This is a genomic window from Tissierella pigra, assembly GCF_009695605.1.
In the GTDB taxonomy this organism is placed as follows: Bacteria; Bacillota; Clostridia; order Tissierellales; family Tissierellaceae; genus Tissierella; species Tissierella pigra.
In genome coordinates this window covers 1-20,086 of record NZ_VUNQ01000009.1, presented here as the reverse complement: position 1 = coordinate 20,086, position 20,086 = coordinate 1, and the positions used below count along the sequence as shown (strand labels likewise).

The following is a 20,086-nucleotide window of genomic DNA, read 5'->3' as shown; positions in this document are numbered from 1 at the left end:
GAAGGAGAATTAAAGTATGTATGGATTATATCAGATTGTATATTTTACAATAATAGACATTTTAAATACTTTTAAATCTCCTTTTTTTATTATAGTCCTAGGTATTATATATATTCAATATATAAAAATAGGAAAAATAGAAAAGGAGAATATAGGCTATAAAAGATCAGCTATGTTAAAGCTAATTACATCAACTGTATTTGGTGTTTTAGGTGGAATAATTACTACAGTAATATTTCTTTACTTGGGAGTAGTTGCGATTCCAACAGATTATATGTATATACTAGTGGTTTCAATACTTTTATCTCTTATAAACCCTAGATATATGTGTTTTTCCTATGGAGGAGCTGTAGTATCTTTATGTAGTTTAATTATAGGGTATCCTAAAATCGAAATTCCTCAAGTAATGTCAGTAGTGGCAGTACTACATATAGTGGAAAGTATATTAATACTTTTAGATGGTGGAAGAAATAGACTTCCAATTTTCCTTGAGACAGGAGAAGAAATAGTTGGTGGGTTTAATATGAATAGATTTTGGCCTATACCATTTGTAATATTTATAGGAGATGGTTTGATTCAACCTATTACCCTTATGGCGATTTTAAGTTATGGTGATTATTCTATATCCTCATATCCAAAAAAGAAAGTAATGAAAACCTCTATGGTATTGTTTTTATATAGTACGATATTATTATATATGTCGAGAAACACTTTAAATCTTTTCTTACCTCCTTTATTTGCATTATTAGGTCATGAATATATAATATTACAAAATAAAATAATAGAAGAAAAGAAAACACCTGTCTTTACCCATTTAGATAAAGGAGTAAGAGTGCTTGATGTTCTTCCAGATAGTATAGGTACTAAATTAGGTATAAACACTGGTGATATATTACTTAAAATAAATGGAGTTGAAATAAATAGCAATAAGGATATGGAGGATTTTACAAAGATAAAATCTAAAAGGCTGAAAATTGAAATTTTTAATATGAAATCTGGATTATCTACAAAAAAATACTATGGAAAAATAAAACCCTTGGGACTAATAATAGTCCCTAGGGATTTTTAGTTTAGTTTAGATAAATTTATGGAATAAATTACTTCAGATTTATTATTTTCAAAGGGTAATATAGCATTTAAGTAGATAATATTACCACTTTCATTGTAATAGATTGTGTCATTAATTACATTAGCAATATCCTTAGTAGAGTTATTTTCTATGGAATATGATCCTAAAGTATAATTGGTATTTGGATTTTTTATTACATATACTATTTTTTCATTTGGAAATACTTCATAGCTTAAAATATTTTTATTGAGTCTATTACTGACTTTCTCTTTTTCTATATCATAAATTGATAATAAATTTTTATCTTTTTTCTCATCCTTTTGTAGATAGGCAATGGTATTATCATTTATAAACTTTGCATTAAAACCATTATCTATAAACTCAAACTTTTTCCAATCTGTAGTGATGGATATTTGATTGTTAAATTCATCTTTATTTTTTTCAAGTACTAGAAATTTATTATTTATAATATTAAATCCATTAATAGATTTATTTAATTGACCTACTAATTCTATTTCATTATTTGCTACATTATAATTATTTATTATAGATTTTCCTTTGTTACTCTCAATTATAAATAGATTATTATTGCTCTTCCAAGCCATAAAGGATGGATTAAAGTCTTCTTCAAAACTTACTTTATACGCTTTTTTATCATCTTTCGCAATTATATATAGTTCTGAAGTAGTATCGTTTAACTCTATAAGTGAGATAAAGTCTAAGTTAGGGCTAAATTCTGCAGCTAATATTTTAGAGTTTGAGGAATATATCATATTAGATTCGTCTTTTGCAACATTGTATATCCATAGCTGTTCACTAGTATTATCAGTTTCTTGGTTTACTACAGATTTTTTATATAAGAGATAATTATTTTCTTTAAATTCTATAATATGTCCTTCATCTAAAGGTGATGCTATAAAAGATTTTTCTGATTTTATAATTTCACCAGTATTAGCGTCGACTTGAGCAAACAGATTTACTAAAGAACTTTTAGAATCTTCTTTATCAAATACACTATTATAGGATATATCCCATATAATATCATCGTTGGATTTAATTAAGTTAATATCAGGAGATCCTTTTGTTGATACCTTTAGATAAGAATGAATTTTATTTAAGACATCATTGCTGCTTATTTTTACATTTATGGGATCAAAGTCATCATATACTATATTAAACTTTAAATCCTTAATATCTTTTAGTTTAGATTTTTTAAGTTCCAAACTGATTTGAGGAACTGACAGAGACGAACTTTCTTTATTAGAAATACCACTAACATGAATGTTGATTTCTCCACCTTTCCTAATGACTTTATTTACATTGACACCTGAATATTCAGCTAATCCCAAAGAAGCTAATAATCTTAACTTATTATTATTGGTTATGATTTCAACTACAGGTTCCATAGACTGGAAGCTCTTTGAGAATGTAATTTGTTTTATTTCATATGGAATTTGTTCTTCCTCTAAAATCACACTACTATCTAAGGTACTCAAACTCTTTTTTTTGGAGCTGCATCCAAAGATGAATAATGCAATAAGTACTATAAATAGTATTAATACCTTTCGCTTCATATAACTACCTCCTTATCCATAGTTTACTATATTAATCTTCTTTCTTCAATATACTTTTTTGTGATAAGATTATTTAGAGTATTGCCAAATATTTAGGACTATAGGAATATTAAGACATTATATTTTTATATTAGGCTTTGACAATTTTATATAATATTATATAATATTATATATCTTGAACAAATGTTCAAATAAAGAGGTGTGGATATGAATAAATTTAAAATTGAATCAAATTATAGACCTACTGGCGACCAGCCTAAGGCCATAGATAAGCTAGTAGCAGGAATAAACAATAGTCTTACTCATCAGGTTCTATTAGGTGTTACAGGTTCGGGGAAAACCTTTACCATGGCAAATATAATTGAGAAGGTTCAAAAACCAACTTTAGTAATAGCTCACAATAAAACATTAGCCTATCAATTAGCTTCAGAATTTAAAGAGTTTTTCCCAAACAACGCAGTAGAATACTTTGTTAGTTATTATGATTATTACCAACCAGAAGCTTATGTTCCACAATCAGATACCTATATAGAAAAAGACGCATCTATAAATGATGAAATAGATAAATTACGACACTCAGCAACAGCAGCATTATTTGAGAGAAAAGATGTAATCATAGTGGCATCTGTATCATGTATATATGGTTTAGGGGACCCTATAGATTATGAAAATCTTGTAGTATCTTTAAGACCAGGAATGGTTAGAGACCGAGATGATATAATGAGGAAGTTAATAGATATTCAATATATAAGAAATGATATTAACTTCATAAGGGGAACTTTTAGAGTCAGAGGAGATATACTAGAAATATTTCCAGCATCCTCTAGTGAAAATACTATTAGAGTTGAATTCTTTGGAGATGAAATAGATAGAATCGTAGAAGTAAATCATTTAACTGGAGAGGTTATTGGGTATCGTTCTCATATTTCCATATTTCCAGCATCTCACTATGCTACAACTGAAGAGAAAGTTAAAGGAGCAATAAAGACCATAGAAGAAGAATTAGACCATAGATTAAAAGAATTAAGAGATAAGGAGAAGTTATTAGAAGCTCAAAGATTAGAGCAGAGAACTAGATATGATTTGGAAATGTTAGAAGAAATGGGGTTTTGCCAAGGAATAGAAAACTATTCCAGACATTTAAGTAATAGACCAGCAGGTTCCAGACCCTTTACTTTAATAGATTATTTTCCAGAGGACTTTTTAATAATAATAGATGAGTCCCATGTTACAGTACCACAAATAAGGGGTATGTACGAAGGGGATAAATCTAGGAAAACAAATTTAGTTGAGTATGGTTTTAGACTTCCATCAGCGCTAGACAATAGACCACTTAAATTTAACGAATTTGAATCTATGGTAAATCAGATTTTATATGTATCGGCAACACCAGGTCCATATGAACTTCTTCATACTGAAAACACAGTAGAGCAGATAATACGTCCTACAGGATTATTGGATCCAGTTATAGAAGTAAGACCTACAGAACATCAAATAGATGATTTAGTAAATGAAATTAGAAAAGTAGTAGATAGGGAAGAAAGAGTATTAGTCACAACTTTGACTAAGAAGATGGCAGAAGATTTAACTAGCTATTTTAAAGATATTGGGATAAAAGTTACTTATCTTCATTCAGATGTGGAAACCATAGAAAGAATGGAAATCATTAGGGACTTAAGATTAGGAAAATATGATGTGCTAATAGGTATAAATCTATTAAGAGAAGGTTTGGATTTGCCAGAGGTTTCCTTAGTTGCCATATTAGATGCAGATAAAGAAGGTTTTCTAAGGTCGGAAACATCTTTAATCCAAACTACAGGAAGAGCTGCAAGAAATATAGATGGAAAAGTAATTATGTATGGAGATACCATAACTAGGTCCATGGAAAAGACCATATCTGAAACCAATAGAAGAAGAGAAATTCAAAGCCAACATAATGAAGAGCATAATATAACACCTAGAAGTATTAAAAAGGATATACGACAAATCATAGAAGCTACAATAGTAGCAGAGGATGAAGTCAAATATGAAGAGACTTTCTCAAAAGATGAAGTTCAAGGAATTATAGAGGGATTAGAATCTGCCATGTTAAAAGCTGCAGAAGAATTAGACTTTGAAAAAGCAGCAGAGTTAAGGGATAAAATGATAGAACTAAAGAAGAAGTTATAATGAGGTGAAATAATTGGTAAAAGACGAAATAATAATAAGAGGGGCTAAGGAGAATAATTTAAAAAATGTATCATTAGAACTTCCTAGAAATAAATTTGTAGTATTTACAGGTCTTTCAGGTTCGGGAAAATCATCTTTAGCCTTTGATACCATATATGCAGAAGGACAAAGAAGATATGTTGAAAGCTTATCTAGTTATGCTAGACAGTTTTTAGGTCAAATGGATAAGCCAGATGTGGAATATATAGAAGGACTTTCTCCTTCCATATCCATAGACCAAAAAACCACATCAAAAAACCCTCGTTCCACTGTAGGTACAATAACAGAAATCTATGATTATTTAAGACTATTGTATGCAAGAATAGGTACACCATATTGTCCAAGTTGTGGAAAGGAAATAACCAGCCAAACAGTGGAACAAATGGTAGATAAAATAATGGAAATAGAAGAAAGAACAAAGATTCAGATTTTAGCCCCAATTATAAGAGGTAAAAAAGGTGAACATATAAAGGTGCTAGAGGGTATCAAAAAAGAAGGATATGTAAGAGTTATAGTAGATAATGAAATGTATGATATTGGAGATGAAATCAAGCTAGAGAAGAACAAAAAACATACTATAGAAGTAGTAGTAGATAGAATAGTAATTAAAGAAGGAATTGAAGGAAGACTATCGGACTCTTTAGAGACTGCATTGAAATTAGCAGAGGGAATTGTAGTAGTAGATATAATAGATAAAGAAAAAATAATGTTCAGTGAAAAACTTGCTTGTCCTGATTGTAATATTGCCATGGAAGAACTATCTCCTAGAATGTTTTCCTTTAATAGTCCTTTTGGCATGTGTGAAACTTGTAATGGATTAGGATTTCATAAGGAAATAGATAAGGGACTTATTATACCAAATTTAGATTTAAGTATAGATGGAGGAGGAATAGCACCTTTTTCAAGTTCCAACGAATCTACCTATTACTATCAAATATTTAAAACTTTAGCTGAAGACAATGGATTTAGTACAGATAAGCCTTTAAAAGATGCACCAGAAAAGTTTATAGATGAATTATTATATGGAACAGATAGAGTAATAAAATTTAAGTTTTTAAGTCACTTTGATGAAGATGGAATGAGAGATTACAATGGAAAATTTGAAGGAATTATTCCAAATTTAACAAGAAGATATAATGCAACTAACTCTGACTATATGAGGGATAAAATAGATGAATATATGGCAGAAAATCCTTGTCCTAAATGTCATGGAAATAGATTAAAAGATGAAGTTTTATCAGTAAAGATAAATGGATTAAATATTGCACAATTAACAGATTTATCTATTTTTAAAGCCATAGAATTCTTTAATGACTTAACCCTTACAGAAAAAGAGCAAATAATAGGAGAACAGGTATTAAAAGAAATTAAAGAAAGACTTAATTTCCTAAAAGATGTAGGATTAGATTATTTGACTTTATCTCGTATGGCAGGTACATTATCTGGAGGAGAGTCACAAAGAATTAGATTAGCCACTCAAATAGGTTCTAGTCTTGTGGGAGTAGTATATGTATTAGATGAACCAAGTATAGGGCTTCATCAAAGAGATAATGAAAAGTTACTAAAAACTTTAAGAAATTTAACTGATTTGGGAAATACCTTAATAGTAGTAGAGCATGATGAAGATACTATGTATGTAGCAGATCATATTGTAGATATAGGTCCAGGAGCAGGTATTCACGGCGGTGAAATAGTAGCTGAAGGAACCATAGAGGAAATAAAAAACAATCCTAATTCCATTACTGGGCTATATTTATCGGGAAAGAAAAAAATTGAAATACCAGAACAACGAAGAAAGCCTAATGGAAACTGGATAGAAATAAAAGGGGCCAAGGAAAATAATCTTAAAAATATAAATGCAAAAATTCCCATAGGTTTATTTACCTGTGTAACAGGAGTATCTGGTTCAGGTAAATCCTCCTTAGTAAATCAAATATTACACAAGGCCTTGGCACAAAAGTTAAATGGCTCAAAAGTAAAGCCAGGGAAGTTTAAAGATATAAAGGGGTTGGAATATTTAGATAAAGTAATAGATATAGACCAATCACCTATAGGTAGAACTCCTAGGTCAAACCCTGCCACTTATACTGGAGTATTTGACCATATAAGAGATGTATTTGCCATGACTAATGAAGCTAAAATGAGAGGATACCAAAAAGGCAGATTTAGTTTCAATGTAAAAGGCGGAAGATGTGAGGCTTGTAGTGGAGATGGAATATTAAAGGTAGAAATGCACTTCTTACCTGATGTATATGTACCTTGCGAAGTATGCAAAGGTAAAAGATATAATAGGGAAACTTTACAGGTTAAATATAAGGGAAAAACCATATCTGATGTACTGGATATGACAGTGGAAGAAGGAGTAGAGTTCTTCAAGAACATACCTAAAATAAGCAGAAAACTAGAAACACTATATGATGTAGGACTAGGATATATAAAAATAGGTCAATCTTCTACAGAACTATCTGGTGGTGAAGCTCAAAGAGTAAAATTAGCTACAGAACTATCTAAGCGTTCCACAGGAAAGACTATTTATATACTAGATGAACCGACTACAGGACTTCATGTAGCTGATATTCACAAGTTGATTAAAGTATTAAATCAATTAGTCGAAGGTGGAAATACAGTAGTAGTCATAGAACATAATTTAGATGTAATAAAAACAGCAGATTATGTAATAGACTTAGGACCAGAAGGTGGAGATAAAGGTGGAACAGTAGTCACTACAGGAACTCCAGAGGAAGTTGCCAAGGTTAAGAAGTCTTATACAGGACAGTTTTTGAAAAAAATATTGGAATAAATAAAGGCTAGGGATAAATTCTCTAGTCTTTTAATTTATAAAGAAATAACTAAATTTTCAAACCATATTGATATTATAGATTGTTTGTTATATAATTAGTATAACAGAAAAAAGGAGGTTGGAAAATGTTAAGACTTGAAAATATTTCTAAATCATACAATAAGGGTGCTATAAAAGCAGTAGATAATATTAATTTAGATATTAAAAAAGGAGAAATATTTGGGTTTTTAGGCCCAAATGGTGCAGGAAAGACTACTACTATAAAAATGATAGTAGGACTTTTAAAACCAGATAGTGGAAAAGTAACAGTAGGTACAGTAGACGCTTGGCAAGAGCCTATAGAAGCAAAGTCCATGATTAGTTATGTGCCAGATAATCCTGAAATATATGATAGGTTAAAGGGTATTGAATATTTAAACTTTATGGGTGATATGTATGGAATTCCCAAAGAGGAGAGAGAGAAGAAGTTAAACTATTATTTAGAGTTATTTAGCATAAAAGATGCAGTAGGAGATTTAATAGCCAGTTATTCTCATGGAATGAAACAAAAAATTGTATTAACAGGGGCATTGTTAAGCAATCCAGATTTATTTATTCTTGATGAACCTATGGTAGGTCTTGACCCAAAGTCTGCTTTTAATTTAAAGGAAATTATGAGGAAAATGTGTGACGAGGGAAAAACAGTGTTTTTCTCCACCCATGTGTTGGAAGTAGCAGAAAAACTATGTGATAGAATTGCCATAATCAATAAAGGAAAAATTGTGGCTTTGGGAACAATGGAGGAGTTAAAGGCTCATGCAGAGGAGAAACAGTCCTTAGAAAATATATTCTTGGAGTTGACTGAATGATGAATAAGATTATTTCATTGATTAAAACCGATTTCAATATTACTTTTGGTTTGTCCTCCATTATCTATAGTTTTAAAAATAAAAAAAATAGATGGCAAATGATAATTTTAGCCATAGCAATGCTATCTTTAATACCATCATATTTTTTAATAATAAATAGTTTAAATGGTATGTATGATATATATGCAGAAGTAGGTCAGAAATCCATGTTTTTATTATCAGGATTTTTAGTAACTCAGATTATGGTATTTATTTTTGGGCTACTTTATGTAATGAGTAAATACTATTTTTCTAATGATTTAGCAACTTTAGTACCGCTACCTATTAAATCATCATATATTATAGGTTCAAAATTTGTAACTTTAATGATTAGTGAGTATTTGACTTCCTTACCTATTATATTGCCTTTTATTATTATATATGGAGTTAAAGGAGGAGAAGGATTACTTTATTGGATATATTCCTTGTTATTAGTGATTACAGCTCCTATTATACCTTTAGTATTGTCATCTATTGTAATAATGGTATTTATGAAATATACAAATATTGGAGCGAAAAAGGATTTAATTAGGGTTATTGGTGCAGTAATTTTCATTATTGCCATGGTATATTTCCAACTTAAAATTCAAACCATAGCTGGAAAGGCAATGATGGAAGGAGATTTTTTTGTCAATCTAGTGAAAGATTCTAATCTTCTAGTAAAAAAGTTGGGAATTATATTTCCACCTTCTCAATGGGGTGCATTGGCTCTATCAAATTATTTTAATTTAACAGGGTTAATGAATTTATTGACTTTTATAGTAGTAGGTATCATATCCTTTATGATTATGCTATTTTTATCTGAATCCTTATTCTTTGACGGATTAATAGGAAATATAGAAGTATCAGCATCTAAAGGAAAAAGCAGAAAAAAAATAGCCCTAAAAGATATGACTAAGGAAACAAAGCCTTATATAGCTTTAGCAAAAAAAGAAATTATAATGTTATTTAAGACCCCTGTATATCTGTTAAATACAGTAGGAGGAGTAGTTATGCTTCCCATAATATTACTAGTAGCAAGTATGACAGGGGGAGATGAGTCACTGGTTCAGATAATAGATATGCTAGGAGGTAATAATAATTTAATAACCTTAGCTGGTATAGCTTTTATTGCAGCATTAGGCATATTAAATAGTATAGGAGCAACTAGTTTTTCAAGAGAAGGGAAATGTTTATGGATCCAAAGAACTTTACCAATAAAGGTAGAAGATCAAATAATAGGCAGGATTTTATCATCATTAATAGTCCAGATATTAGGAGTAGGGGCATTACTTATTAGTCTAAGTTTTATAATAAAACTAGATATATTAAGTATTCTATTAATTGTATTTTTAGGGCTTTTAGGTAGTATTCCAATGACCCAAATTGGAATGATAATAGACATACTAAGACCACTTTTAGATTGGGATAATCCGCAAAAAGCAATGAAACAAAATCTAAATGTATTAATTAGTATGGGATTAGGGGTCTTATATTTAGGAGGTTTAATATATTTAGTTATAAATATAATGAATAAAGTAGATGTAAATTTAATTTATGGATTATTGACAGTAGTATTTGGATTAACCAGTATAATATTATTTGTATTATTGAAGAAGCTAATAAAAACACAATTTGAAGTGATGGAATAAAATCAAAAAAATCCCTCTGTATTATCAGAGGGATTTTTTTGATTTTATATAAGTCTTGAATAATATTCAACAACAAGTTGATCATCTATTTCTATTGGAATTTCATTTCTTTCAGGATATTTAATTAGGGATCCTGACATATTGTTTTCATCTTTTGATAAATAAGGATAACTATTTAAGAAGAAGTTATTGAAGTTTTCCTTAAATATTTCAATATCCTTAGATTTTTCTCTTAATGAAATAGTATCTCCTACTTGAATTATATAGGAAGGTATATCTACTTTATTACCATTTACAAGAATATGTCCATGAACTACCATTTGTCTAGCCTGTCTAATGGAAGAAGCAAAACCTAGTCTATATACTAGATTATCTAATCTTGTTTCTAAAATCTTAACTAAAGCATGACCAGTTTGCTCTCCAGATTTTTTAGCCTTAATTACATATTTCATAAACTGTTTTTCCATTACACCATAATAAGCTCGGAGTCTTTGTTTCTCCAATAGCTGGATTCCATATTCTGTCAGCTTCTTATCTCCGCGAGAACTGCCTTTTGTGGCTCTATCCATTGCTTTAGGATGACCACATACGTTTAATCCTAACCTTCTAGATTGTTTAAATCTAGGTCCCATCATTTTTGCCAAATTATATCACTCCATCAAAATTATTTGCCGCGATAATTTTGAGCCAATAATATTATAACACAAGAAATAAAAGAAGTAAATGATAACAATTATCATTTAATTTAAATTTTCAGCTCTTTTTCTGATTTGAATATCTTCATCATCTATAGGTTCATCTAAAACTATTCCATGAGGTATAGTCTTTGTATTTTCATCAACAAATACAAAGGTAATAAATCCATCGGACAATATGTCTTGGCTATTGTTTCTAGTCATTTTACCATAAACCATAAAACTAGTTCTTCCAACCTTTGCCAATCTAGTTTCTAAATTTATTATATCTCCTTTATTTCCAGGAGTTTTAAAAGTCAATCCATGAATATTTACGCAAACTATATTTTCGGGTTTCCCAGTAATTTTAGCTCCGCAAATAAAACAAGCTTCTACAAACCATTCAGCTCCTCTTCCTGCAAATAATGTACCATGATGATTCAAATCTTCTGACTTAACTAACCTAGATACTTTGACAATTCCCATTGTACTCCTCCTTTGTTTTAGATAATACTCTTTCATTATAACAAGAAATATTTATAATACAATATCATAAATTTCCTTTAGCAGAAATTTAAAGAAAAAATTATATCAAGGATTGGAAAAAAATGTGATTGAAAATGTTCTAAATATTTAGTAATATATATATCTATGTAAAAATAGATTCTTTAAGGAGTGACATACCAGTGGAAAATGAAAGAAGAAAACCATATCTTTATGAGGCAATTTTATCCTTTGGGTTTCTTATAGCTATTATGGCAGCCAGTATTTCTATATACGAGGCTGATCCACATATTCCAATGCTAGTAGGAACATTATTTGCGGCTCTTATAGCAGTGAAAATAGGCTATAGTTGGGATGAAATTCAAACTTCAATGTTTGATGGAATTTATCAGGCTTTACAAGCAATTATTATTCTTGCAATTATAGGTGTTTTAATAGGGGTATGGCTTTTGGCAGGAGTAGTACCTAGTATGATTTATTATGGTTTAGGAATATTGAAACCTAGTATATTTTTAGTAGCTACAGTAATAATTTGTTCTATTACATCTTTAGCTACTGGTACTAGTTGGGGTACTACAGGTACCATAGGTATTGCCCTTATGGGGATAGCACAGGGATTAGGAATTCCAGCACCTATAGCAGCTGGAGCCATTATTTCAGGAGCATATTTTGGAGATAAGATGTCTCCCTTATCAGATACAACAAATTTAGCACCAGCAGTTGCAGGTACTGATGTTTTTACTCATGTTAAGTTTATGCTTCCAAGTACATTAATATCTTATGGTATAACCTTAGGAATATTTTTATTTATTGGTTTTAAATTTAGTGGAGAAGGAACAGATTTTTCAGCCATTGAAACCATTAGAACAGGTATTGTATCATCCTTTAAAATATCTCCTCTATTACTTATACCACCTATAGCAGTTATTGTATCTATAGCATTTAAGGTTCCAGCTATTCCTGGGATTACAATTGGAATTATAATAGGAGCTATAGAAGCCATTATATTTCAAGGAGCTAATTTAGGTAATCTTTTGACTGCTAGCTTTAGTGGATTTGTTAGTGAAACTGGTGTGGAAATGATAGACAAACTTCTAACTGCTGGTGGGCTACAAGCTATGATGTTTTCCATATCTCTTACAATAATAGCCATGATGTTTGGTGGCATCATGGAAAAGACAGGACAATTAGAGGTCATAGTTGGAGCTTTAATAAAGAGAATAAAATCTGTAACAGGTCTTATAACTGCAACTATATTGACTTGTTTATTTAGCAATGCTACTATGCCAGAGCAGTATATATCCATAGTAATCCCAGGGAGAATGTACGCATCTGCTTATAAAGAAAGGGGACTTCATCCAAAGACATTATCAAATGCTCTAGAAGCTTCTGGTACATTGACATCAGCTTTAATTCCATGGAACACCTGCGGTGTTTTTATGAAGGGAATTTTAGGTGTATCTGCCTTACAATATGGGAAATGGGCATTTTTTAATTATTTAACACCTATTATAGTAATACTTCTAAGTTTTACGGGTTTAACTGTGGCTAAACTAAATAAAGATAATATTTAAATTAAAAAACCTTATATTTTTATAAGGTTTTTTTATACCCTATATTATCTTGTTTAGAGTATCAAAATATAATATAATGATAAAGTTATAATATATAAAATTCATAGTAAAAGGAGATGTAAAATGGCCAAGGAGTATTCAAATGAAGATAGAATAATTAGAAACAAAATACTGTCTATGATTATACCCATAACAGGTGAGAATGTTTTACAGATGACAGCAGGAATTGTACTTATGGCAATGATAGGCAGAATAGATGCCTACGCTGTTGGAGCAATAGGTATAGCCACAGTTCTTTATAGAATACTATGGGGAATATTTAAGGGACTAGCAACGGGAACCTCTGTATTAGTAGCACAGTCTCATGGTGCCAATAATTATGAGAAGCTAAAATCCATATCTGAGCAATCATTTATTATTTCCATAGGAGTAGCAATTATATTTCAACAATTATTATTTTGGTTTGCCAAGCCGTTGCTGATGGTATTTAATCCAAACCCAGACCTACTTGCAAATGGAGTATTATATCTGAAGATAATTTCATGGTCATTACCCTTTGCAGCTATTATACTTTTAGTGGCAGGAATACTTCAAGGCATGGGAAACGCAAAAACACCTATGATAACTGTAGGTATACTAAATATAGTCAATATTATTGCGGGATTTGTGTTGGTAACTGGAAATGCAGGTATTAAATCTTTAGGGTTAAAGGGTGCAGGATACGCTTATAACATTGCTTATATTACTTCAGCTTTATTTGGTATAATTATGTTATTTGGTAAAAATGGGATTATAAAAAACATGGAAGGGAAATTTGGGTTTAGATTTAAGTCAGATGAAGCAAAAATGATATTAAAACTTGGACTTCCTACATCTTTTGAAACATCATTTTGGCAGGCAGCATCTATATTTCTTACAAGGGCAATTCTTACTTATGGGGAGTTAGCTTATTCTGCTTATCAACTAGGATTACAGGCAGAGTCTATATCCTATATGCCAGCTACAGGATTTGGCGTGGCAGCTACTACTTTTATTGGGTATGCTCTAGGAAGTAAGAATAAGGAATTAGGTAAGAAATATCTTAATCAACTTATAAAATATACTATTGTTGTAACTATATTTGCAGGTGGAATACTTATTATATTTCCAAAGCAGATTATGGGGCTTTTAGTAAAAGAACCTGAAGTAATTCAAATAGGTGCTATGTATCTATTGATAATGGGAATAACTCAATTGCCGCAAAATATATCTGGTGTATTAAATGGCGCTTTAAGGGGAGCGGGATATGCAAAAGTACCTATGATAAATGCAGGAATAGGTCTTTGGCTTATTAGGGTGCCATTTGTAATGATAATGGCTTATGTTTTCAAGGCAGATATAGTTTGGCTGTGGATAGGTATAGCAATAGATATGTGCTGGAGACTTGTATATTCTTATTTTTATTTTAAAAAGAAGGATATATTTGAACAAGAGGCATTAGTTATTGAATAAAAAAAGGAAGGAAGAGGCTATTGAACGATATAGAACTAGCAAGAAAAGTATTGAAGCAGGAAGATTTAGCCTTAGTAGTAGTAAAAAATGGTGAAATTGTTTTTAAATCTAAAGATAAGGGTATAAAGCCTATGTATATATTGGCTACAGAAGTGAAGGAGCTATCAAAGGGTGGCTCATTAGCTGATAGGGTAATAGGTAAAGGGGCAGCCTTATTATGTAGATATATTGGAATTGAAGAAGTATACACTGAATTAATATCAGAAGGCGGTATAAATACTTTAGAAAAATATAAAATTCCATATATCATGGAAAAATCTTGTCCATATATAAAAAATAGAGATAAGACAGGATATTGCCCAATAGAAAAACTTTCTTTAGATATAGATAATCCAGAAATATTATTGGATAAAATAAAGGAGTTTTTCAAATCAGTTGAAAAGTAGGATAGAATTTATCCTAAAAGGAGAGATACAATGGAAAAGACAAATCGTACAAAAGAACTGGTCATAGCAGGTACATTATTGGCAATGGGAATCATAATAACCAATATATTTCATGCAACTGGAATTCCAGGAACCATATTTCTACCTATGCATATTCCAGTATTTTTAGGAGGACTTTTATTACCACCATATTTAGCTTTGATATTGGGAATGATAATGCCTATAATTAGTTCCATAATCAGTGGTATGCCACCATTATTTCCTATGGCAGTAATAATGGTATTTGAATTGGGAGCCTATGGACTTATAGCATCTATATTATATAGAAAGATGAAAATACCACCTATAATAGCATTGATTATTTCCATGATAGGAGGAAGGCTAATGGCAGGGTTAGTAGTGTTTTTATTAGCAACTTTCTTTGCCGTAGAATTATCCCCTATGACCTTTGTCATAAGTGGAGTTATTACAGGACTTCCAGGTATCGGAATTCAACTGGTTTTAATACCTAGTTTAATATATGGCATAGTAAGATATACTACAATTGATTTAGACTACTAATTAGGAGGGAAGATATGTTAATTAAAAACATTGATTTAGTACCTATAAATGGAAAAGACGAGGTAATAAGAAATACTAATATCTATATTAAGGATAATGAAATAATCCATATAGGTGAAATAAGAGATGATATAGAAGTAGAAAGGATAATCGATGGAAAACATAAAATAGCAATGCCAGGACTTATAAACAGCCATACTCATATAGGAATGTCTTTACTTAGAAACTTTGCTGATGATTTACCATTACATGATTGGTTAACTAAAAAGATTTGGCCTACAGAAGCAAATCTTACTAGTAGAGATGTATATTGGGGTTCGCTTTTAAGTATGGTTGAAATGATTCAAGGTGGAACTACAGCTTTTTGTGATATGTACTTCTTTATGGATGAAGTAGGTAATGGACTAGAAGAGTCAGGTATGAGAGGAGTATTGACTCGTGGACTAATTGAAGATGAAGGAGCAAAACGGAAACTAGATGAAACTAGAGAGTTATTCAAAAACTACCATGGAAAAGGAAATGGAAGAATTAAAGTTATGGTAGCACCTCATGCACCTTATACTTGTAGTCCAGATTTTCTTAAGGAAAGTTTTAAACTTGCAAAGGAGTTAAACACAGGCATTCATATACATCTTTCTGAAACTAGAAAGGAAGTGGAAGATAGTTTCAATTTACATGGTAAATCTCCAATCAGGCATGTATATGATTTAGGATTATTAGATATACATACTATAGGTGCTCACTGTGTCCATGTAGATGATGATGATATAGAAATTATAAAAGAGAAAGGTCTAATTCCTGTGAACAATCCAGGAAGTAATTTAAAACTAGCATCAGGATTTGCACCAATAGATAAAATGCTGAAAAAAGGAATACCAGTAGCTTTAGGTACAGATGGTTCTTCATCTAATAATAATCTAAATATGTTTGAAGAAATTAATCTAGCATCCATAGTAAATAAAGCAGTAAACCTAGATGCAGTGTCAGTACCAGCAATAGAAGCTCTAAAAATGGGGACTATAAATGGAGCAAAGGCATTAGACTTAGAAAAGGAAATAGGGTCTATTGAATTAGGGAAAAAGGCAGATTTAATTCTTATAGATACAGATAAGCCTCATCTTTATCCACATCATAATATAATATCTTCATTGGCTTATGGAGTTCAGGCATCAGATGTAGATACAGTAATAGTAGATGGTAAGATAATAATGGAGAAGAGAGAAATTAAAACCCTGGATGTAGAGAAAATAAAATTCATGGCAGAGAAACACGCAAAAGACTTAGTTAATAGATAAAAGATTAATAGTCATTAGAAATTTCTAATGACTATTATATCTTTTTTGTAGTTGGTAATAATTGTACAGAACAATTATGTAAAACTAAGGGTGAAAATCATGATTTCAAATAATTTACAAAAAAATAGGGAAGAATTAAAAAGAATATTTAATAATACCAGTGATCTAGTATTATATGAATTCAACACTTTATGTTAGAATGGTTAGGACCTATTCTATATTTGAAACAATTGAGTCTGTATTATTGGATTAGATATCTAATGGCAGAGTTATTGTAAATTCAGTGCCTTTTCCATAAATACTATTTACATTTATTGTACCACCATGGGCTTTAATTATTGTGTTTACAATAGATAAACCAAGACCTGTTCCACCAGTGTTTTTGTTTCTTGAAATATCTGTCCTATAGAATCTTTGGAATATAAGAGGAATATCTTTTTCTTCTATACCTATGCCATTGTCTGTAATATTTATAATGGCATTATTTTTTTCTGCTTTTAGAGTAATTTTAACTTTCCCCAATTCATTTAGATACCTAATGGAATTAGAAAGAAGATTGTAGATAATTTGTTTAAACTTGTCTTTATCCATATTGATATAAATATGGTCTTCTATATGTCTTTCAATAGTGAACCCTTGTTTTGTATATAGAGGAACAAAAGTTATAATAGTACTTTCAAGTTCTTTAGATAGGTTGAATTTAGTTTTATTTAAAATAATATCTAATTCTGTAGCATTGAAAGAGTCTTTAAGATTATCAACTAAATGTGACAATCTATCTATTTCAGTCATAAGAATATTTAAATGTTCTTCATTAGGCTGCCATACACCATCTATAATGGCTTCTAAATGAGACTTTAATGTAGCCAAAGGAGTTCTAAGTTCATGGGAAATATCAGAAGCATATTTCTTTCTAATATTATCTTGTTTAGCCAAAGTTTGTCCTAGAAAGTTAATTGAATCTGATAACTCTACAATCTCAAGAGTATTTGTATTTACTTTAGATCTTTTATTTAAGTTGCCTTTACGGATTTCAACAGCTGTATTTCTAATATTTATTAAAGGTGTAGTCAAAGACTTAGATAATATAATACTAACTATTAATCCAAGAATGGTAGTAAAAATAGTTGATAATAAAAAGGATTTAGATAAGGTGTTTTTAAATAAAATAGCAGACTTTGTTAAATAGGAATTATCAATATATCCTATAATTAGTTTTCCTACTTCTTCATTTTCCTGAATAAAGGGAAAGTCTTTCTCAACATAGTTTCCCTCATACATACCATGACTCATCATCATTCTTTTGTGCATATGTCCCATTCCCATTTTGTTGTTATTAGTTGAGGTATATAATATATTATCATTTAAATCTCTAATTTCAATATATACGTTTTCCAGTGAAGCATAAGAGTTGATTTCATTTTGATGTAAAACACAACCATTTTTGTTATACAACTGGTTTAAATTATTGCTAATTTGATCTAATCTATTTTGATGTTCATCAGTTAGATAATTTTCAAATTTATTGTTTATCATAATATTTGATATAAAGCTGGTTATTATAATAGAAAATAAAATTGATGAAATAAAAAATAAAGTAAACTTTTTAGAAAGCTTCATATATATTCCTCCAATAAATGTTAAGATAACGATTACTTTTTTCATGAAATTTATAGTATAATTATATTATAACAGTTAATATTGTAAGAAATATGAAGAAATACATTTCTTCATATTTACTTCACATTCTATGGTTATAATCAATTTATAGAATGAGAGGAGAGATAAACGATGAAAAAATTATTAGCAGTAGGAACTTTAGTAACAGTCATAGGAATGGGTTCTTTAATAGGATATGCAGATTCACCTAAGATACCAAATATAATCCCTTCAAATAAAAATACCAACTATAGTACAGAAAACAGAGAAGAATGGTTTAAGGAAAGAATGAAATATAGGAGAGAAGAAATTCAAAATCTCCTTAAAGATGGAAAGATTACAAAAGAAGAAGCAAACAATTGGGAAGAACATTTAGATCAAATGGAGAAGTATCATGAAGAAAATGGATTTGTACATGGTATTTGCGATAAAGATAATTTTAGAATGGGTATGAGAAAGACTGGTAGAGGATGCAGAAGATAGAAGAGGGTGAATTATTTGTTAAAATGGATAAAAAAGATGCTAAATAAATTAGCAAATGCTAATAAGGAATCTTTTGGAGATCAACCATTGGACTGTTGTCAATTAAGTAAGAAAAAATAAGAAAAGAAAATAAGTAACTCCAATTTTGGGTGTAAGGGACCCAAAATTGGAGTTACTATTTTTCTACTGTAAACTTATATCCAAGTCCATAAATTGTGTGAATATATTCTGGAGACTTTGGATTAGTCTCAATTTTGTATCGTATATTTTTAATATGAGTATCTATTGTTCTATCAAATCCATCATATCCTTCACCAAAGGTAAATTCTATTAATTGTTCTCTAGATAAGACTTGATTTTGGTGAGATATAAAGGCTAATAATATTTTAAATTCATTAGTTGTTAAGGTTATATTTTTATTATTTTTCTTAACTAACATTTTATCCACTTCAATTTCTAAATCCCCATTATTGAAACTAAGTTTTTCCGCCACTGGTCTAGAGTTAGGATATGCTCTTCTAAGAAGTGCTTTAACTCGGCTGACTAATTCCCTAGGACTAAAGGGTTTTAATACATAGTCATCAGCTCCTATGGATAAACCTTCTATTCTATCATCTTCATTGGTCTTAGCAGTAAGCATTATAATTGGCACATCAGATGTAGTCCTTATTTTTTTACATACTTCTTCCCCAGATATTTTAGGAATCATAAGGTCTAATATAACTAAATGAATGTCATTAGTTCTAAATAATTTCAATGCCTTTTCTCCATCATGGGCTAAAAATACATTGAACTCTTTAATTAAATAAGCTTCTATAACATCAGAAATGTTTTTTCATCTTCTACGATTAAGATATTTACGGAGTTCATATAATCACCTTGTATAATGAACTCATATAGAATTCATATATATTTTCCTTTCTTGATTATTTTCTATATAATCTTAACCAGACGCTGTGGATTAGTTTAATCACCTACAGCAGCTGTCTTTATGAAGCCGACTGTTTCTATAGAGAGTCTAACCATAGCTCTGTGTTGATTTGTTAATTAGTTAGATAACGCATGACGTTTTATATGTAGCAAGGATACATTTAACATAGAGTTTGGATAGGTTACACTAGTTAGGACAGGTTTTCTCCGAACATGATATAATAATATTAGGAGGAGAAAATCATGTCAAGAAAATATTATGAGGAAAATTTCAAGAAGCAATTAGTCAACATATACAAC

Annotated in this window: 17 protein-coding genes; 12 read left to right on the top strand and 5 right to left on the bottom strand. The window is 30.1% G+C overall.

The genetic code is table 11. The features are described 5' to 3' along the window. The first annotated feature begins 16 nt into the window (after positions 1-16). Positions 17-1,069 (top strand): PDZ domain-containing protein, encoded by a 1,053-nt coding sequence (locus FYJ83_RS05620; protein ID WP_154439356.1) that lies wholly within the window; start codon positions 17-19, stop codon positions 1,067-1,069. Here the strand turns inward: FYJ83_RS05620 and FYJ83_RS05615 are convergent. After that, complete coding sequence (locus tag FYJ83_RS05615; protein WP_154439355.1) at positions 1,066-2,643, bottom strand: beta-propeller domain-containing protein; 1,578 nt, start codon at positions 2,641-2,643, stop codon at positions 1,066-1,068. The two genes, FYJ83_RS05620 and FYJ83_RS05615, sit on opposite strands and share 4 nt — an antisense overlap. 207 nt (positions 2,644-2,850) lie before the next feature. Here FYJ83_RS05615 and uvrB point away from each other — a divergent pair, with 207 nt between their 5' ends. From uvrB to FYJ83_RS05595, 4 genes are all read left to right on the top strand, one after another. Next, positions 2,851-4,812: an excinuclease ABC subunit UvrB gene (gene uvrB, locus FYJ83_RS05610; protein ID WP_154439354.1), complete on the top strand. Its 1,962-nt coding sequence runs from the start codon at positions 2,851-2,853 to the stop codon at positions 4,810-4,812. 13 nt (positions 4,813-4,825) lie between these two features. Beyond that, positions 4,826-7,651: an excinuclease ABC subunit UvrA gene (gene uvrA, locus FYJ83_RS05605; RefSeq protein ID WP_154439353.1), complete on the top strand. Its 2,826-nt coding sequence runs from the start codon at positions 4,826-4,828 to the stop codon at positions 7,649-7,651. Between the two features lie 125 nt (positions 7,652-7,776). Further along, positions 7,777-8,499, top strand: a complete 723-nt coding sequence (locus FYJ83_RS05600) for an ABC transporter ATP-binding protein (RefSeq protein ID WP_154439352.1) — start codon at positions 7,777-7,779, stop codon at positions 8,497-8,499. Further along, on the top strand, positions 8,496-10,169 hold the full coding sequence (locus tag FYJ83_RS05595; protein ID WP_154439351.1) for a putative ABC transporter permease subunit: 1,674 nt from the start codon (positions 8,496-8,498) through the stop codon (positions 10,167-10,169). Before FYJ83_RS05600 ends, FYJ83_RS05595 begins: the two co-directional genes overlap by 4 nt. Before the next feature lie 44 nt (positions 10,170-10,213). On the opposite strand, the gene rpsD is transcribed toward FYJ83_RS05595, so the two are convergent. Next, positions 10,214-10,813 carry a 30S ribosomal protein S4 gene (gene rpsD / locus FYJ83_RS05590; protein ID WP_154439350.1) on the bottom strand — a complete coding sequence of 200 codons (600 nt, stop codon included), beginning with the start codon at positions 10,811-10,813 and terminating at the stop codon, positions 10,214-10,216. 96 nt (positions 10,814-10,909) lie between these two features. Continuing rightward, entirely contained in the window at positions 10,910-11,329 is a 420-nt protein-coding gene (locus FYJ83_RS05585; protein ID WP_154439349.1) for an acyl-CoA thioesterase, read from the bottom strand. 200 nt (positions 11,330-11,529) lie between these two features. Here FYJ83_RS05585 and nhaC point away from each other — a divergent pair, with 200 nt between their 5' ends. From nhaC to FYJ83_RS05560, 5 genes are all read left to right on the top strand, one after another. Next, positions 11,530-12,921, top strand: a complete 1,392-nt coding sequence (gene nhaC / locus FYJ83_RS05580) for a Na+/H+ antiporter NhaC (RefSeq protein ID WP_216585470.1) — start codon at positions 11,530-11,532, stop codon at positions 12,919-12,921. Between the two features lie 123 nt (positions 12,922-13,044). Then, on the top strand, positions 13,045-14,412 hold the full coding sequence (locus FYJ83_RS05575; protein WP_154439348.1) for an MATE family efflux transporter: 1,368 nt from the start codon (positions 13,045-13,047) through the stop codon (positions 14,410-14,412). 20 nt (positions 14,413-14,432) lie between these two features. After that, complete coding sequence (locus FYJ83_RS05570) at positions 14,433-14,858, top strand: DUF1893 domain-containing protein (RefSeq protein WP_154439347.1); 426 nt, start codon at positions 14,433-14,435, stop codon at positions 14,856-14,858. Positions 14,859-14,888: 30 nt separating this feature from the next. Continuing rightward, a complete protein-coding gene (locus tag FYJ83_RS05565; RefSeq protein ID WP_154439346.1) occupies positions 14,889-15,419 on the top strand; it encodes an ECF transporter S component in 531 nt (176 codons plus the stop codon). Positions 15,420-15,433: 14 nt separating this feature from the next. After that, positions 15,434-16,714: an amidohydrolase gene (locus FYJ83_RS05560; protein WP_154439345.1), complete on the top strand. Its 1,281-nt coding sequence runs from the start codon at positions 15,434-15,436 to the stop codon at positions 16,712-16,714. Between the two features lie 249 nt (positions 16,715-16,963). On the opposite strand, the gene FYJ83_RS05555 is transcribed toward FYJ83_RS05560, so the two are convergent. Continuing rightward, on the bottom strand, positions 16,964-18,334 hold the full coding sequence (locus FYJ83_RS05555) for a sensor histidine kinase (protein ID WP_154439344.1): 1,371 nt from the start codon (positions 18,332-18,334) through the stop codon (positions 16,964-16,966). Between the two features lie 171 nt (positions 18,335-18,505). Between FYJ83_RS05555 and FYJ83_RS05550 the strand changes: the two genes are divergently transcribed. Continuing rightward, positions 18,506-18,856 carry a DUF2680 domain-containing protein gene (locus FYJ83_RS05550; protein WP_154439343.1) on the top strand — a complete coding sequence of 117 codons (351 nt, stop codon included), beginning with the start codon at positions 18,506-18,508 and terminating at the stop codon, positions 18,854-18,856. 15 nt (positions 18,857-18,871) lie between these two features. Next, entirely contained in the window at positions 18,872-18,976 is a 105-nt protein-coding gene (locus FYJ83_RS20220; RefSeq protein WP_268233508.1) for an LDCC motif putative metal-binding protein, read from the top strand. A gap of 55 nt (positions 18,977-19,031) precedes the next feature. Here the strand turns inward: FYJ83_RS20220 and FYJ83_RS05545 are convergent, their stop codons facing one another. Beyond that, positions 19,032-19,613, bottom strand: coding sequence for a response regulator transcription factor (locus FYJ83_RS05545; RefSeq protein ID WP_326828306.1), 582 nt, complete (start codon positions 19,611-19,613; stop codon positions 19,032-19,034). Positions 19,614-20,086 lie beyond the last annotated feature (473 nt).

Coding starts and splice junctions, on each gene's coding strand:
- FYJ83_RS05620 (WP_154439356.1), top strand. CDS start 17: ATGTATGGATTATATCAGATTGTATATTTTACAATAATAGACATTTTA.
- FYJ83_RS05615 (WP_154439355.1), bottom strand. CDS start 2,643: ATGAAGCGAAAGGTATTAATACTATTTATAGTACTTATTGCATTATTC.
- uvrB (WP_154439354.1), top strand. CDS start 2,851: ATGAATAAATTTAAAATTGAATCAAATTATAGACCTACTGGCGACCAG.
- FYJ83_RS05600 (WP_154439352.1), top strand. CDS start 7,777: ATGTTAAGACTTGAAAATATTTCTAAATCATACAATAAGGGTGCTATA.
- FYJ83_RS05595 (WP_154439351.1), top strand. CDS start 8,496: ATGATGAATAAGATTATTTCATTGATTAAAACCGATTTCAATATTACT.
- FYJ83_RS05585 (WP_154439349.1), bottom strand. CDS start 11,329: ATGGGAATTGTCAAAGTATCTAGGTTAGTTAAGTCAGAAGATTTGAAT.
- FYJ83_RS05575 (WP_154439348.1), top strand. CDS start 13,045: ATGGCCAAGGAGTATTCAAATGAAGATAGAATAATTAGAAACAAAATA.
- FYJ83_RS05565 (WP_154439346.1), top strand. CDS start 14,889: ATGGAAAAGACAAATCGTACAAAAGAACTGGTCATAGCAGGTACATTA.
- FYJ83_RS05560 (WP_154439345.1), top strand. CDS start 15,434: ATGTTAATTAAAAACATTGATTTAGTACCTATAAATGGAAAAGACGAG.
- FYJ83_RS05555 (WP_154439344.1), bottom strand. CDS start 18,334: ATGAAGCTTTCTAAAAAGTTTACTTTATTTTTTATTTCATCAATTTTA.
- FYJ83_RS05550 (WP_154439343.1), top strand. CDS start 18,506: ATGAAAAAATTATTAGCAGTAGGAACTTTAGTAACAGTCATAGGAATG.